The 15,227-nt window shown below is 74.5% G+C and carries 12 protein-coding genes; 10 read left to right on the plus strand and 2 right to left on the minus strand.

From position 1 onward, the window contains the following. The first annotated feature begins 186 nt into the window (after positions 1-186). Positions 187-1,452 carry an AAA family ATPase gene (locus UK82_RS11305; protein WP_055407063.1) on the plus strand — a complete coding sequence of 422 codons (1,266 nt, stop codon included), beginning with the start codon at positions 187-189 and terminating at the stop codon, positions 1,450-1,452. A 14-nt stretch (positions 1,453-1,466) separates the two neighbouring features. On the opposite strand, the gene UK82_RS11310 is transcribed toward UK82_RS11305, so the two are convergent. Then, on the minus strand, positions 1,467-2,360 hold the full coding sequence (locus UK82_RS11310) for a universal stress protein (protein WP_044885774.1): 894 nt from the start codon (positions 2,358-2,360) through the stop codon (positions 1,467-1,469). Positions 2,361-2,680: 320 nt separating this feature from the next. On the opposite strand from UK82_RS11310, the gene UK82_RS11315 reads away from it, so the two are divergent. The 6 genes from UK82_RS11315 to UK82_RS11340 are packed head-to-tail and all read left to right on the plus strand — an operon-like array spanning position 2,681 to position 7,997. After that, positions 2,681-3,910 (plus strand): 4Fe-4S dicluster domain-containing protein, encoded by a 1,230-nt coding sequence (locus UK82_RS11315; protein ID WP_055407064.1) that lies wholly within the window; start codon positions 2,681-2,683, stop codon positions 3,908-3,910. After that, positions 3,897-4,364 carry a cyclic nucleotide-binding domain-containing protein gene (locus tag UK82_RS11320; protein WP_044885776.1) on the plus strand — a complete coding sequence of 156 codons (468 nt, stop codon included), beginning with the start codon at positions 3,897-3,899 and terminating at the stop codon, positions 4,362-4,364. The genes UK82_RS11315 and UK82_RS11320 overlap by 14 nt, the downstream gene beginning before the upstream one ends. Next, entirely contained in the window at positions 4,336-5,247 is a 912-nt protein-coding gene (locus UK82_RS11325) for an FAD/NAD(P)-binding protein (protein WP_201784174.1), read from the plus strand. Before UK82_RS11320 ends, UK82_RS11325 begins: the two co-directional genes overlap by 29 nt. Then, positions 5,247-6,164, plus strand: a complete 918-nt coding sequence (locus UK82_RS11330; RefSeq protein ID WP_083507142.1) for an oxidoreductase — start codon at positions 5,247-5,249, stop codon at positions 6,162-6,164. The genes UK82_RS11325 and UK82_RS11330 overlap by 1 nt, the downstream gene beginning before the upstream one ends. Next, positions 6,151-7,506: a Ni/Fe hydrogenase subunit alpha gene (locus tag UK82_RS11335; protein ID WP_055407066.1), complete on the plus strand. Its 1,356-nt coding sequence runs from the start codon at positions 6,151-6,153 to the stop codon at positions 7,504-7,506. The genes UK82_RS11330 and UK82_RS11335 overlap by 14 nt, the downstream gene beginning before the upstream one ends. Continuing rightward, entirely contained in the window at positions 7,464-7,997 is a 534-nt protein-coding gene (locus tag UK82_RS11340) for a hydrogenase maturation protease (RefSeq protein WP_255354281.1), read from the plus strand. The genes UK82_RS11335 and UK82_RS11340 overlap by 43 nt, the downstream gene beginning before the upstream one ends. Here the strand turns inward: UK82_RS11340 and UK82_RS11345 are convergent. Beyond that, positions 7,955-8,818, minus strand: a complete 864-nt coding sequence (locus tag UK82_RS11345; RefSeq protein ID WP_044885780.1) for a universal stress protein — start codon at positions 8,816-8,818, stop codon at positions 7,955-7,957. The genes UK82_RS11340 and UK82_RS11345 overlap by 43 nt on opposite strands. A 323-nt stretch (positions 8,819-9,141) precedes the next feature. Between UK82_RS11345 and UK82_RS11350 the strand changes: the two genes are divergently transcribed. The 3 genes from UK82_RS11350 (at position 9,142) to UK82_RS11360 (ending at position 15,171) form a co-directional block, all read left to right on the plus strand. Next, positions 9,142-10,680 (plus strand): AAA family ATPase, encoded by a 1,539-nt coding sequence (locus UK82_RS11350; protein WP_063897469.1) that lies wholly within the window; start codon positions 9,142-9,144, stop codon positions 10,678-10,680. Positions 10,681-10,807: 127 nt separating this feature from the next. Then, positions 10,808-12,509 (plus strand): GAF domain-containing protein (locus UK82_RS11355; protein ID WP_236705806.1); only part of this gene is annotated, 1,702 nt, incomplete at its 3' end. A gap of 196 nt (positions 12,510-12,705) precedes the next feature. Beyond that, positions 12,706-15,171, plus strand: coding sequence for a heavy metal translocating P-type ATPase (locus UK82_RS11360; RefSeq protein WP_152989858.1), 2,466 nt, complete (start codon positions 12,706-12,708; stop codon positions 15,169-15,171). Positions 15,172-15,227: the final 56 nt, after the last annotated feature.

Consider the following 15,227-nt stretch of genomic DNA (forward strand, 5'->3'; position numbering starts at 1 on the left):
GCCGAGATGCTCCATGGACAGGATGACATTGCCCACATCGGTGGGGGACACGGGCCGGCTCGGGAACCCGCCGGTCCCCGATCGCCTTCGGGCCGGCCGGGGATCCTTCGGGACGCCGGGATCCTTCGGGACGCCGGGATCCTTCGGGACGCCGGGATCCTTCGGGACAAGGACAGGAGACGATCGATGTCGGGTCAGGACCAGGTACTGCTGACCTCAGCCCGGGACGCGACCCCGGCCACCGCGGACCGGCTGCCCGACGAACGACGGCTGTCCTCGCTGGTGGCCTCCGGGGCCCGGGTGCAGCCGCAGCTGCGGGCGATCGCCCGCCGGCTGGCGGTGTTCCACGAGCAGGGCGAGACCTCGCCGGAGATCGCCCGGGCGGGCGGCCTCGCCGCGCTGCGGGCGCTGTGGCTCGAAGGCCTGGTGGGCGTCGAGCCGTTCCGTGACCTGCTGGACGGCGAGGTCGTAGACGAGATCGGCCGACTCGCCCTGCGCTACCTCGACGGCCGGGCGGCCCTGTTCACCGAGCGGCAGCGGGCGGGTCGCATCCGCGACGGGCACGGCGACCTGCTCGCCGACGACGTCTTCTGCCTCGACGACGGTCCTCGCATCCTCGACGGCCTGGAGTTCGACCGGCGGTTGCGGGTCGGCGACGTCCTCGGCGACGTCGCCTTCTTCGCGATGGACCTCGAACGGCTCGGCCAGCCGGGGGCGGCACGGTACTTCCTGGACGCCTACCGGGAGTTCTCCGGCGAGACCCACCCAGCCTCCCTGGAACATCTCTATCTCGCCTACCGGGCCTTCGTCCGGGCCAAGGTCGCCGGCATCCGGGACCACCAGGGGGAGCCGGGCGCGGCCGACGCGGCCCGCGAGCTGGCCGCGCTGGCCCTGCGCCACCTGCGCCGCGGCCGGATCCGGCTGGTCCTGGTCGGCGGCCTTCCCGGGACCGGCAAGTCGACCCTGTCCCAGGGGCTGGCCGACGGGGCGGACGGCTGGGTGCGGATCGGATCCGACGCGGTGCGCAAGGGGCTGGCGGGTCTGGCTGCCGAGCAGTCCGCCGCCGACGCGTTCGGTGCGGGGCTGTACGGTCCGCAGCCGACGGAGGCGACGTACTCGGAGCTGATGCGACGCGCCCGGACGGCCCTGGAACGGGGGGAGAGCGTGGTGCTCGACGCCTCCTGGACCTCCGGCGCGCACCGGCGGCTCGCCGCCCAGCTCGCCACCGAGACCGACGCCGACCTCGTCGAACTGTGCTGCGTGGCGCCGCCGGAGGTGGCGGCCGCGCGGATCGCGCGCCGCGCCGCCGTAGGCGGCGACGCCTCGGACGCCACGATCGCCGTCCACGCCGCGATGGCGGCCCGCAACGACCCGTGGCCGACGGCCCACGAGGTGCCCACGACCGGTCCGGCCGGTGACGCGCTTCGGGCCGCGTGTGCCCTCGTCGCCTGACCGACCCGGGCCCGTCAACCACCCTCTCCGCCGGCAGGCCGGCGGATGACGGCGACCGGGCAGGTCGCGTGCAGCAGGCACTGCGAACTGGTGGAACCGAGCAGCAGGTCGGCGAACCCACCGCGGCCCCGAGCGCCGACGACGAGGAGCTGGGCTCGCACCGCCGTGTTGATGAGGCCGTAGGCGGCGTTGCCCATCACCAGGTCGGTGTCGACCGTGAGGTCCGCCCGGCCGGCGAGGCCGGCGCTCGCGGACTCGTCCAGGACGGCCTGGGCGGCGGCGCGAAACACCCCGTCGCCCTCGTCGAGCCGGTCGGCGGCGGGTGGGGGCGGCTCCCACACGTGCACGATGCGCAGCGCGGCCCCGCGCAGTTCGGCCTCGACGGCGGCCCAGGCCAGGGCCTCGATCGAGGCACGCGAACCGTCGACCCCCACGACGACGGGGCGGTGGCCGGGTGCGGTCCCGCCGTGGACCACCACGACCGGCACCGTCGCGCCGTGCGCGCAGGCGAGGCTGACCGAGCCGGTGAGCATGCGCCTGGTCCGGTCCACCCCACGGGCGCCGAGGACGAGCATGGCGGCATGGTCGGACTCGGCCAACAACGTCTGGACCGGTGGCCCGAAGACCGTGCGTTCGACGATCCGGGCTGTGGGCTCGTCCTTGCGGACCCGCTCCACGACCTCGTGGAGCAGCCACGGGGCCGTCCAGCGCGGATGCTCCGGCGAGGTGGCCGCAGGCGGGACGCCCGGCTCGTGCGGGGGCCCGGCGGCCGCCCAGACCAGGACCGCGCGCACCTGGGCGTCGCGCCGGCGTGCCGCGTCCACCGCCCAGCGAAGTGCCCGCTCGGCGTCCGCGGAACCGTCGATCCCCACGACGATCTGCGCCCCGGGGACGTCCTCACCTCCCACGGCATCTCCTCTCCCGGCTGTCCGACCTGCTCCCGGCTGTCCGACCTGCTCCCGGCTGTTCGGCCTGCTCCCGGCTGTTCGGCCTGCTCCCGGCTGTTCGGCCTGCTCCCGGCTGTTCGGCCTGCTCAGACTGACACCCGCAGGGAGTAACGGCGAGCGCACGGACGAACACGTGGGAGTGCCGCGGTCGAACGGGCGGCTTCCCGGGCGTGGACGGATCCGGCGCCCAGGTTCCTCGGCGGCCACCTCAGGGTATGGCCTCGACTACAGGACGTCATGACCGGCCGGCCGGCCAGCCGGACGGAGGGGACGGGGGTGCGGTGGCGCAGCCAGAGGTGGTCGAGGCCGTCGTCCGGCCGGCCGCGCTCGGCACCCTCGTCGAGGTGCTGCGGGCGCGCGGTTACCGGGTGGTCGGCCCGACGGTGCGGGACGGTGCGATCGTCTACGACGAGATCGCCGGCGCCGCGCAGCTTCCGGTGGGCTGGACCGACGTCCAACAGCCCGGCCGTTACCGGCTCGAACGTCGTGGCGACGCGGCGCTGTTCGGCTACGCCGTGGGGCCGCACTCGTGGAAGCAGCACCTGCTGCCGCCCCGGTTGCGCCTGCTGCGGATCCGCCGCGGCGGCGGCGAGGGGTCCGAGGCGGCGGAGGGGTCCGAGGCGGCGGAGGAGTTCGAGGTGACGGAGGAACCGACCCCACGCACCAGGGTGGCGTTTCTCGGCGTTCGTTCCTGCGAGCTGCACGCGATCGCGATCCAGGATCGGATCCTGCTCGGCGGCGGCACCCGGGACCGGGACTACGCCGCCCGCCGCAGCGACGTGTTCATCGCCGCGGTGAACTGCCACGAACCGGGTGGGACCTGTTTCTGCGTGTCCATGAACACCGGCCCGGCGGTGCGGGAGGGCTACGATCTCGTGCTCAGCGAGATCCTCGACGCCGACCACCGGTTGCTCGTCGAGGCGGGCACCGCCCGCGGCGCCGAGGTGGTGGGCGAGCTGGCCGGGCGGGCGGCCGAGCCGGCGGACCGGACGGCGGCCAGGGCCGCGGTGGACCGCGCGGCCGACCGGATGGGGCGCACGGTCGAGGCGGCTGATCTGCGCGACCTGCTCGCGGACAACCTCGAACACCCGCGCTGGGACGAGGTGGTACAGCGCTGCCTGACCTGCGGTAACTGCACCATGGTGTGTCCGACCTGCTTCTGCACCTCGGTGGAGGACGTCAGCGACCTGCGCGGCGGCGAGGCGGAGCGCTGGCGCAGCTGGGAGTCCTGCTTCTCGCTGGACCACTCCTACCTCCACGGCGGCAGCATCCGCGCCGCGGGGCGGTCGCGCTATCGCCAGTGGCTGACCCACAAGTTCGGGACCTGGCATGACCAGTTCGGCACGTCCGGATGCGTCGGTTGCGGACGGTGCATCACCTGGTGCCCGGTCGGCATCGACGTGACCGAGGAACTGGCCGCGATCCGGGCGAACTCCCTGGCCGGCGACCCCGACCCCACCAGCGCCCAGCCGCGCCCGCCCGCGCGTGAGGCCCGCGATGACGCCGGTTGAGACCCCGCTCGCCGAGGCCGGCGTGTTCGCCGGGATACGGCCGGACCATCTCGCGCTGCTCGCCGGCTGCGCCCGCCACGCCGTCTTCCCGGCGGGTGCCCTGCTCCTGCGGGAGGGCGACCCGGCGGACACCCTCTACCTCGTCCGGCAGGGCACGGTCGCGATCGAGATGTTCGTCCCGGCCCGCGGATCGGTCCCCCTGGAAACCGTCGGAGCCGGCAGCGTCGTCGGCTGGTCGTGGATGTTCGCGCCCTACCGTGTCCACTTCGACGCCCGCGCCCGCTCGCTCGTCCGGGCCGACGCCCTCGACGGCGCCTGCCTGCGGGGCCGGTTCGCGCAGGACCCGGCGCTGGGCTACGACGTGCTCTCCCACCTTGCGCAGGTGCTCATCGAACGCCTGCAGGCGACCCGGATGCGGCTGCTCGATGTCTACGGAAACCCGGACCGGGGCTGACGGCGCCGTCGGGGCGATGACCCCGCGGCCGTTCCGCGTCACGAGCCACCGCCAGGAGACCCGGGACACGTGGACCCTCGAGCTCGAGCCGGTCCGCGGCGCCCCGCTCGTCGCCAGGCCCGGCCAGTTCACCATGGTGTACGCCTTCGGCGTCGGCGAGGTCCCCCTGTCCGTGTCCGGCGGCCCGGTGTCCGGCGGCCCGGTGTCGGGCGGCCCGGTGTCGGGCGGCCCGGTGGGAGAGGGCGGGGACGGGCAGCTCATGCACACCGTGCGGGCGGTCGGCGCCGTGACGGAGGCGATCTGCGCGGCCCGCCCGGGCGACGTCCTCGGGGTGCGCGGCCCGTTCGGACAGGGCTGGCCGCTGCGGGCGGCCGCCGGCTCGGACGTGGTCGTCGTCGCCGGTGGGCTGGGCCTGGCGCCGCTGCGCCCGGTCGTCCGGCAGATCCTGCGCCGCCGCGCCGACTTCGGCGCCGTCGCCGTGCTCGCGGGCAGCCGGACCCCCGACGACATCCTCTTTCGCCGGGAGCTGGCCGGCTGGCAGGACCGGGCCGACCTGCAGACCCTGGTCAGCGTCGACGGCGGCCAGCCCGGGTGGCGCGGGCGGGTCGGGGTCGTCACCGCCCTGCTCCCCGAGGTGCACGTCGACCCCGCCCGGGCGGTCGCGTTCATCTGCGGGCCGGAGGTCATGATGCGGCTGACCGCGCGGGCGCTGGTCGACGTCGGCGTGCCGGCCGACCACGTCCACCTGTCCATGGAACGCAACATGCACTGCGGGCTCGGTCACTGCGGCCGCTGCCAGCTCGGCCCGCTGATCCTCTGCCAGGACGGACCGGTCCGCGGCTACGACCGCCTCGCCCCGCTGATGGCCGTGCGGGAGCTGTGATGCGGACATCGGCCTCGACATCACCATCGGCATCACCATCGACCGCGGCCGCCAGGCCCCGCCTCGCCGTGTGGAAGTTCGCCTCCTGCGACGGCTGCCAGCTCACCCTGCTCAACTGCGAGGACGAGCTGCTCCCGCTGGCCGCTGAGGTCGAGATCGCCTACTTCCTCGAGGCGTCCAGCGCCACGGTCGCCGGGCCCTACGACCTGTCGCTCGTCGAGGGCTCGGTGACCACCCAGGCGGACGCGCAACGGATCGGGGAGATCCGGGCCGCCTCCCGGCGACTGGTCACGATCGGTGCCTGTGCCACCGCCGGCGGCATCCAGGCGCTGCGCAACTTCGCCGATGTCGACGGGTACCTTGCGGCCGTCTACGCCACCCCCGCGTACGTCTCCACGCTGTCGACCTCCACCCCGATCTCCGCGCATGTCCGGGTGGACTTCGAGCTTCAGGGCTGCCCGATCGACTCCCGCCAGCTCCTCGAGGTGATCAGCGCGTTTCTTGCGGGTCGACGCCCCGCCATCTCCTCGGCCTCGGTCTGCACCGAATGCAAACGACGGGGAACGGTCTGTGTCATGGTCGCACACGGCACGCCCTGCCTCGGGCCGGTGACGCATGCGGGCTGCGGCGCGATCTGCCCGGCCTGGCACCGCGGCTGCTATGGCTGCTTCGGCCCGATGGAGAGCCCCAACACCCCTGCGCTCGTCCGCGAGCTGACGGTGCTCGGCATGGACGACCGCGAGACCGGCCGGGTGTTCCGGACGTTCAACGCCGCCGCGCCGGCGTTCCTCGCCGCGTCCCGCGACGCCGCCGAGGGCGGTGGGATCCATGCCGAGGACACCGACGCCGAGGACACCGACGCCGAGGACACCGACGCCGAGGACACCCAGGCCGAGGACACCCATGCCGAGCAGTAGGCGCATCACGGTCCCGCCGCTCACCCGGGTCGAAGGGGAAGGCCGGCTGCTGATCCGGGTCAGCGACGGCCGGGTCGACGAGACTCGGCTGAACATCTTCGAGCCGCCGCGCTTCTTCGAGGCACTGCTGCGCGGGCGGGCCTACACCGAGGCCGCCGACATCACCTCCCGCATCTGCGGCATCTGCCCGGTCGCCTACCAGCTGAGCGCGCTCGCCGCGATCGAGCAGATCTGCGGGGTCGGCGTCGACGGTCAGCTCGCCGCCCTGCGGCGGTTGCTGTACTGCGGGGAGTGGATCGAGAGTCACGCGCTGCACGTCTTCCTGCTGCACCTGCCGGACTTCCTCGGCTGCGACAGCGGCCTCGAGCTGGCCCGGGAGCATCCCGCGGTCGTGCGCCCGGGGCTGGAGCTGAAGAAGATCGGCAACACCCTGATGACGCTGATCGGCGGCCGCGCGGTGCATCCCGTGAACGCGCGGGTCGGCGGCTGGTACCGGGCCCCGACCCGCGGGGAACTCGACCGGCTCGTCGGTCCGTTGGAACGGGCCCGCGACATCGCCCGGGACACCGCCCGTTTCGTCGCCGGCCTGGACTTTCCCGACGACGAGGTCGGCGCGGTCTTCGTCGCGCTGCGGCAATCGGGACAGTACGCGATCGAACGAGGCCGGATCGCCTCCAGCGAGGGCCTCGACATCGCCGCCGCCGACTACGACAGCCACTTCGTCGAAGAACAGGTGCCCTGGTCCACCGCCCTGCACTCGACGCTCGCCCCGCTCCCCCCGCTCCCCCCGCTCCCCCCGCACGCCCCGCTCGCCCCGCACGCGATGTCGGCCGCCGGCGGCTCCTACCTCGTCGGACCGCTGGCTCGCTTCGCGCTGAACGCCCGGTGGCTGGCGCCGGCGGCGCGGGAGACGGCGGCGGAGATCGGCCTGCGCCCGCCGGAGCGCAATCCCTTCCGCAGCATCATCGTGCGCTGCGTCGAGATGGTTCACGCCGCCGACGAGGCGCTGCGGATCATCGGCGACTACACGGAACCCGCATTCCCCGCCGTGCCGGCCCGGCCGCGGGCGGGAATCGGACACGGCGTCACCGAGGCGCCTCGCGGGCTGCTCTACCACCGCTATTCCACGGACCGCGACGGCACGATCCTCGACGCGAAGATCGTGGCGCCGACCTCCCAGAACCAGCGTCCCCTCGAGGAGGATCTGCGGGATGTCGTCGAACGCTCGCTTGACCTGCCCGAGGCCGACCTCGCTCGTCGCTGCGAGCGGGTCATCCGCAACCACGACCCCTGCATCTCGTGCGCGACCCATTTCCTGACCCTCGACATCGACCGCGGCTGACGGTCGTCGGGATCGGGAACCGGTGCCGGCACGACGACGCGGTGGGCCTGGTGGTCGTCCGCCGACTCCAGGGTCGGTTTCCGCTCGCGACGAGCACGGTCGAGGGTCTCGACGAGCCGGCCGGTCTGTTCGCCGCCTGGGACGGTGCCCACGGCGTCTGGATCATCGACGCCGCCCGTTGCGCCGCCGCACCGGGAACCGTGTTCCGTTTCCGGGCCGACGAGCGGCCACTGCCGGCGCAGCTGATCGGCCCGTCGACCCACACCCTCAGCGTCGCGGACGCCGTCGAGATCGGCCGGGCGCTCGGCGGGCTTCCCCGCTTCGTCGTCGTCCACGCGATCGTGGGCCGTGACTTCTCCCGCGGCGAGGGACTCGATCCCGACGTCGCGGCCGCCGCCCGCGGTGTCGCCGCCACCGTCCGGGCCGAGGTGGCGAGGTGGGCCGCTCGCTACGCAGCGGCGTGCACGACCGCAACCGGGCACGACGCGTGATGCAGGCACTGGTGGGCGACCGAACCGAGCAGCAGCTCGGCGAAGCCGCCGTGACCCCGGGAGCCGACGGCGAGCAGCTGCGCGTCCTCGGCCGCCGACAGCAGCGCATGGGCCGCGCCGTCGGTGACCAGCCTGTCGTCCACGACGAGGTTCCGGCGGTCGTCGATTCCCTCGGCGAGGCAGGTGTCGAGGACGGACCGGGCGGCCTTCTCGGCGGCGGTGTAGTCCACGCCGACGTAGACCGGGGGGTAGCCCAGCGGGACCGGCAGCCAGGCATGGACGACCCGCAGGACCGCCCCGCGCAGGCGCGCCTCGCGGGCCGCCCACCGCAGCGCCTCGAGCGACGCGGCCGACCCGTCGACGCCCGCGACGACCGGTCCCTGCGTGCTGTGCTGACGGACGCGGGTCACGACCACGGGCGTGGTCGCCCTGTGCACGCAGGCGGCGGAGACGGAGCCCATGAGGACCCCGCGCAGGCGGCTTGCTCCGTGGCGGCCGACCACCAGCAGCTCGGCGTTGGTCGCGGCCTCGAGCAGAGCCTCGGCCGCGCCGCGGGACTCCATGCGCTCCACTACCGGCACGGGACGCCGCGAGTCGAATGCGTTGCGTACGGAGGTCTCCAGGAGGTGGCGGGCCGTGGTCTCGGCCTCGGGCGACCCCGGCTCGTGCCGCATCCTGGCGATGGCCGCCGAGGAGTCGTCCGGCGACCAGGCCAGCAGGGCGGTGACCGTCACGTTTCGCAGGTGTGCTTCGCGCAGGGCCCAGCGAAGTGCCTCCTCGGCCTCCGGTGACCCGTCCACTCCGACCACAATGCCGCTCATCCTGCGCCTCCCGTCACGCCGTGTTCATGTCAGCGGACACAGCGTCGCCCGGTCGGCATCGTCGATCGAGTGCGGTTCGGCGGTGGGACCCGGGCCGCCCGGCCCTGCCGACCGGAACGAAAGGCCCCTGTCGTACCCCCATGCTCCCGGGACGATCGGCCCGGACCGGGCCGACGGTCAACGCCGCCCCCGGCTCTGCGCGCGGTGGAGACAGATCAACAGGACCTTGGCCCCGGGCGGGACGGACCTTCGGGCCCGTCGGCCGCGACCTGCGCATGCATCCGCCGCACCAGGTGCGCGGGCACTCTCGGGGCATGGCTGTGATGACCGAGGCGAGCCCGTTCCCGGCGGGGCGAGACGAGCCGGTGCCGGCCGGTGCGCCGGTGCCGGCCGGTGCGCCGGTGCCGGCCGGTGCGCCGCGACCGTTCGCGGGGTTCGTCGAGACGTCGGGATCGGTGCTGTACTTCTTCGGGGATCGGGTCTTCAAGGTCAGGAAGCCGGTGGATCTCGGTGGGGTGGACCTGCGGAGCCGGTCGGCCCGGCGGGCCGACTGCGAGGCGGAGGTGCGGCTCAACCGTCGCCTCGCGCCCGACGTCTACCTCGGCGTCGCCGACGTCGTCGGGCCGGGCGGGGAGCCCTGCGACCACATGGTCATGATGCGTCGCCTGCCCGCGGCGCGCCGGCTGTCGACGCTCGCCGAGAGCGGGGCCGCGGCCGTCGAGGAGATCCACTCCATCGCCGAGGTGCTCGCCGACTTCCACGCCCGGTGCGAGACCTCCCCCCGGATCGCCGCGGCCGGCGACCCGGATCGCCTGCGCGCGCGGTGGGACGACTGCGTCGCCGAGGTGCGCCGTGCCGGCGGCGTGGCGGTGGGCGCCGACCTGCTCGACCAGGTGGACCGGCTCGCGGGACGGTACCTCGAAGGCCGGGGCGAGCTGCTGCGGGAGCGCCGGGAGGCAGGGTGGATCCGCGACGGGCACGGCGACCTGAGCGCGGCGGACACCTTCTGCCTCGACGACGGTCCCCGGATGCTCGACTGCCTGGAGTCCGAGCCCGAGCTGCGGGCGGCCGACGTCCTGGCGGACGCCGCCGCCCTGGCGGTCGACCTGGAATGGCTCGGACGTCGCGATCTCGCACGTGCGCTGCTCGACCGGTACCGCGACAGGACGGGGGAGAACCATCCCCGGTCGCTCGAGGACTTCTACTGCGCGCTCGCGGCGCTGCGACGCTGCCAGCTGGCGTGCCGGCGGCTCGCCGCCGGTGAGACCGCGGCGGCGCGTGAGGCCAGGGTCTTCGCCGAGCTGGCCTGGGCCCGGCTTCGCCGGGGCCGGGTCCGGCTGGTGCTGGTCGGCGGCCAGCGGGGCACCGGGAAGTCCACGCTCGCCGACGGACTCGCCGCGGCCGAGCGGTGGACCGTGCTCCGTTTCGACGACGTCGCGGCGGCCTGGTCGCCCCCGCCCGGTCGTCCTGAGCCCGCCGCGGGACACCGAACACCGGTCGACGGCGTGGACGCCGTCCACCAGGAGCTGCTGCGCCGGGCCGCCGCCGCGGCGTTGCGTCGCGGCGAGTCCGTCGTGGTCGACGCGCCGTGGAACCGGCACGGCCAGCGCCTCGAGGCGGCCGAGGTGGCCCGCCGGGTCGCGGCCGACCTGGTGCAGCTGCGCTGCACGGCCCCGCCCGATCTCGCGGCCACCCGCGTCGACCCGCGCCGCGCGACCCCCGCCGGCCCTGCCGGCCCCGCCGGCCCTGCCCGTCTCGCCGACAGCGTCTCCCGGGGTGAACCGTGGCCGGAGGCCAGGAGCATCGACACGGCGGCGACCGCCGCGGACGCCCTGCGCCACGCCCGCCGCGCCGTCGTCTGACCACCGGTGCGGGTGGTCTGCGCGTGAACATCCAGCCGCCGCCCGGAATGGGTCCCGTGCGGCCGATCGATTCCGGTACTGTTCGGGCGTGGGCACGGAAGCCGAGCTCGTCGCAAACGGGGCTGGGGTGGAAGCGAACGCGCTGTCACCGTCCCCGCAGGGGGAGGGCTTGACCTTCCCCGTCGTCGCGCGCCTCGAACTCGACGAGCTGCTCACCCAGCTGGTCGAGCGCGCCCAGGATGTGCTGGCCACCCAGGGCCGGTTGCGCGGGCTGCTCGCGGCGAGTCGCGCCATCGCCACGGACCTGCGGCTGCCGGTGCTGCTCCGGCAGGTCGTGGAGGCGGCGTGCGAGCTGCTCGGCGCCCGGTACGGGGCCCTGGGCGTCATCGCGCCGGACCGCACCCTGGAGGAGTTCATCCACGTCGGCATGGACCCGAAGGACGTCGAACGGATCGGTCACCTGCCCACCGGCCACGGTGTGCTCGGTCTCCTGATCGACGATCCCCGGCCGCGCCGCCTCGACGACATCTCCCGGGAGCCGAGCGCGTACGGCTTTCCGCCCGGGCATCCGCCGATGCGGACGTTCCTTGGCGTGCCCATCACCGTGCGTGGTGAGGTGTTTGGAAACCTCTATCTGACCGAGAAGCGCGGCGGCGCCGCCTTCACCGCGGAGGACGAGGAGCTCGCGCTGGCGTTGGCCGCCAGCGCCGGCGTCGCGATCGAGAACGCGCGGCTGTTCCACGAGGCCCAGCAGCGGCACCGGTGGATGAGCGCCTCGGCCGAGGTGACCCGGCAGATCATGGCCGAAGCCGACGGTGCGCTCGGGTCCGTCGTGCAACGGCTGTGCACCGTCGCCGACGCGCAGTTCGTCTCGGTCGCCCTGCGCGAGGAGGATCCCGGCAACGTCCGGGTCGCCGCCGTCGCCGGGGTGGATACCGCCGGGCGCATCGGGCAGCGGATACCGCTCGAGGGCACCCTGACCGGCCGGGTGATGGCCGAGCAGCAGCCGCTGCGGGTACAGGATGCCCGTCTCGACTCCCTTCCCGAGGAGCGGGGGGCCGAGACGGGTTCGTTGATCGTCCTGCCGCTGGTCGCCGGTGCCGACCACGTGTCCGGCGTGCTGCTCGTCGGCCGGAACCGGGCCGAGCGGCCTTTCAGCGACGCCGATCTCGCCAGCGCCGCAGGCTTCGCCGGCAATGTGGCGATCACCCTGGAGCTGGCTCGGGTCAAGGCCGACCGGGAACGGCTGGTGGTGCTGGCGGATCGCGGTCGCATCGCCCGTGACCTGCACGATCACGTCATCCAGCGGATGTTCGCCGTGGCGCTCGGCCTGCAGGATGTCGCCCAGTACGAACGCCCGGCGAATGCCGAGCGGCTCAACCAGTACGTCGACGACCTCGACGTGACCATCAAGGACATCCGACGGTCGATCTTCGAGCTGCGTAGCAGCGGCGAACCGAAGGAACAGCGCCGCCTGCACACCGAGATCGACCGGATCGCCGAGGACGTCCGCCCGGCCCTCGGCTTCACGCCGACCATCCGCTACTCCGGCCCGCTCGAGACCGTGGTCGGCGACGAGCTCGCCGCCCATGTGATCGCCGTCGCCCGGGAGGCGCTGACCAACGCCGCGCGCCACTCCCAGGCCCGGTCCGTCGAGCTCCGCCTCGGCGTGGCCGGCGACGCGGTGGTCGTCGACGTGATCGACGACGGCGTCGGCATCGGCTCCGCCGATCGGCGCAGTGGGTTGGCCAATCTCCGGTCCCGGGCCGAGCAGCTCGGCGGATCCTTCAGCCTCACCACGCCGGCCGGCGGGGGCACCCACCTGCACTNGGCTGCCCCGCTGTGACCGTGCCCTGACGGACTCCCAGCCCCCACAGCGCAGTGCGGCGCAGTGCAGTGCGCCGCAGTGCGGGGCAGGATGCAGGGCGGGGCAGGCTGCAGGGCAGGGCCGCACGGGACTCCGGGACGGATCCCGTGATGCGCCCGTCGTGCCGCCGTCGGCACCGAGGTACACGACGATGGGTGATGACCGTGGGCGGAGAATCTTCCCGGGAACCTGCCGCTGCGGCCGACGCGCAACCGGGCGTGGTCGGCAGTCGGGCCCGGTCGACCCCGCGGAGGCGGGCGGCCCTGCTGGTCGGTCTGGCCCTCGGCGGACTGGCGGTCGGCGCCGTCGGGTGGTTCGTGGACCAGATCCGCATCAGCGCGGTGGCCTGGGCCGTGACCGCGGGGATCGCGCTGGTCCCGGCGGTCGCCAGCGTCGTCGCCGGGCTGCGTGACCGCAAGGCCGGCGTCGACGTGATCGCCGTGCTGGCCCTGATCGGGACCGTCGCCGTCGGCGAGTACCTGGCCGGCGCGGTGGTCGCGGTCATGCTGGCGACCGGGCGGCTGCTGGAGGCCGCGGCGGGTGAGCGCGCCGAGCGGGCTCTGCGGCAGCTCCAGGCCGCCGCACCCCGCAGCGCCCGGCGTCGTGAGGGCGCCGGGCTGCACACGGTCGCGGTGGCGGAGATCGCCGTGGGTGACCTGCTGGTCGTCGGCGCGGGGGAGGTGGTCCCGGTCGACGGCCGCGTCGAGCGGGACACGGCCGTGATCGACGAGTCGACGCTCACCGGGGAGCCGGTGCCCGTGACGAAGCGCGCGGGCGACGCGGTCCGGTCCGGGACCTTCAACGCGGGCGGGCCGTTCGAGCTGCGCGCGACCACCACGGCCGAGGACAGCGCCTACGCCGGGATCGTCCGGCTCGTCGAGTCCGCCCGCGCGGACTCGGCGGGCTCGGTCCGGATGGCGGACCGCTACGCCCTCGCCTTCGTGCCGGCGGCGCTCCTGCTGGCCGCCCTCGCCTGGGCGCTGTCCGGGCAGGCGGAGCGCGCGGTGGCCGTTCTGGTCGTGGCCACCCCGTGCCCGCTGATCCTCGCCGTGCCCATCGCGATCGTCTCCGGGCTGTCCCGGGCGGCCCGCCGCGGGGTGATCGTCAAGGGTGGTGGTGCCCTCGAGGCACTGGGCCGGGCCGACACCGTGCTTTTCGACAAGACGGGCACCCTCACCGTGGGCCGCCCGACCGTCACGGACGTCGTCACGGACTCGGCGTCGGCCGCGGGGTCGGCCCCCGCCGAGCTGATCCGGCTCGCCGCCTCCCTGGACCAGGTGTCGCCGCACGTGCTGGCCGCGGCACTGGTCCGGGAGGCGCGGGAGCGAGACCTGCCGCTCACCATGCCGCAGGACGTCGTCGAGGAACCCGGCACCGGGATCCGCGGCCGGGTGACAGGCCGGCTGGTCGCGGTCGGAACCGCCGCCTGGGCCGGGGCCGCTGTCGGGGCTGCTGTCGGGGCCGGACCAGGGGTCGCACCGGTGGCCGAGGCCGGCGGCCGGTGGGTTCGCACGGTCCGGCGGCGGTGCACGTTCGACGGATCGACCGCGGTGTTCGTCGGCGTCGACGGGCGGCTCGCGGGTGCCCTGCTGCTGGACGACCCGCCCCGCCCCGACGCGCCGCGGATGATCAACCGGCTCCGCGCCGCCGGGGTGGGCCGGATCGTCATGGTCACCGGTGACCGGGCCGAGGTCGCCGAGTCGGTCGGGGCCGGGCTCGGCGTCGACGAGGTGATCGCGGAGTGCACACCGGCCGACAAGCTCGCCGCGGTCCGGGCCGAGGGCCGCACCGCGAGCACCGTCATGGTCGGTGACGGTGTCAACGACGCACCGGCCCTCGCCGCGGCGACGGTCGGGGTGGCGCTGGCCGCGCGCGGAACCACGGCGTCGGCGGAGGCCGCGGACGTCGTCCTGACCGTCGACCGACTGGACCGGCTGGCCGAGGCGATGGCGATCGCCGCCCGCTCGGTGACCATCGCCCGGCAGAGCGTCCTGCTGGGGATGGGTCTGTCTTTGATCGCCATGGTCGTGGCGTCGTTCGGCGGCCTGGCCCCGGCGCCGGGGGCGCTGTTGCAGGAGGGCATCGACATCGCCGCCATCGGCAACGCGCTGCGGGCACTGCGGCCGGGCCGGGACCGGTCGGTGTCCCTGCACGGCGAGCAGGCGGCGATGTCCGAGCACTTCGCCGCCGAACACCACCGCCTGCGCCCCGGCCTGGACCTGCTCCGGAGCGCGGCGGCGGTGGCCGACGACGCCGAACCGGCCGAGATCCTGCGTCGCGCCGGCGCCGCCCACCGGTTCTGCGTCGAGGAGCTGCTGCCGCACGAGGACGCCGAGGACGCCGAGTTCTACCCGGTGCTGACGAGCGTGCTCGGGGGGAGCGAGTCGACCGCCATGATGAGCCGGGCGCACATGGAGATCCACCATCTCGTCCGCCGGCTCGGCCGGCTTCTCGACGAGCTCGATCCGGCCGACCTCGACCGGGACGACGTCCGTGACCTGCGCCAGCTGCTCTACGGGCTGTACGCGGTCCTGCGCCTGCACTTCGCGCAGGAGGAGGAGGACTACTTCTCGCTGGCGGACGCCCCACCGATCCCGCCGGCGGGCCAGGAGGTGCTGGCCTGACCTGCGCGTCCCGGAGGTCGCCAGGGTGGACCGGCACAGGAGGAGACGGGACGGCC

It is taken from the genome of Frankia sp. ACN1ag (genome assembly GCF_001414035.1).
Lineage (GTDB): Bacteria > Actinomycetota > Actinomycetes > Frankiales > Frankiaceae > Frankia > Frankia torreyi.

What these genes read in the sequence shown, in the direction of transcription:
- UK82_RS11360 (WP_152989858.1), top strand. Translation starts at nt 12,706, where the DNA reads ATGACCGTGGGCGGAGAATCTTCCCGGGAACCTGCCGCTGCGGCCGAC.
- UK82_RS11350 (WP_063897469.1), top strand. Translation starts at nt 9,142, where the DNA reads ATGACCGAGGCGAGCCCGTTCCCGGCGGGGCGAGACGAGCCGGTGCCG.
- UK82_RS11320 (WP_044885776.1), top strand. Translation starts at nt 3,897, where the DNA reads ATGACGCCGGTTGAGACCCCGCTCGCCGAGGCCGGCGTGTTCGCCGGG.
- UK82_RS11305 (WP_055407063.1), top strand. Translation starts at nt 187, where the DNA reads ATGTCGGGTCAGGACCAGGTACTGCTGACCTCAGCCCGGGACGCGACC.
- UK82_RS11330 (WP_083507142.1), top strand. Translation starts at nt 5,247, where the DNA reads ATGCGGACATCGGCCTCGACATCACCATCGGCATCACCATCGACCGCG.
- UK82_RS11325 (WP_201784174.1), top strand. Translation starts at nt 4,336, where the DNA reads ATGTCTACGGAAACCCGGACCGGGGCTGACGGCGCCGTCGGGGCGATG.
- UK82_RS11345 (WP_044885780.1), bottom strand. Translation starts at nt 8,818, where the DNA reads ATGAGCGGCATTGTGGTCGGAGTGGACGGGTCACCGGAGGCCGAGGAG.
- UK82_RS11335 (WP_055407066.1), top strand. Translation starts at nt 6,151, where the DNA reads ATGCCGAGCAGTAGGCGCATCACGGTCCCGCCGCTCACCCGGGTCGAA.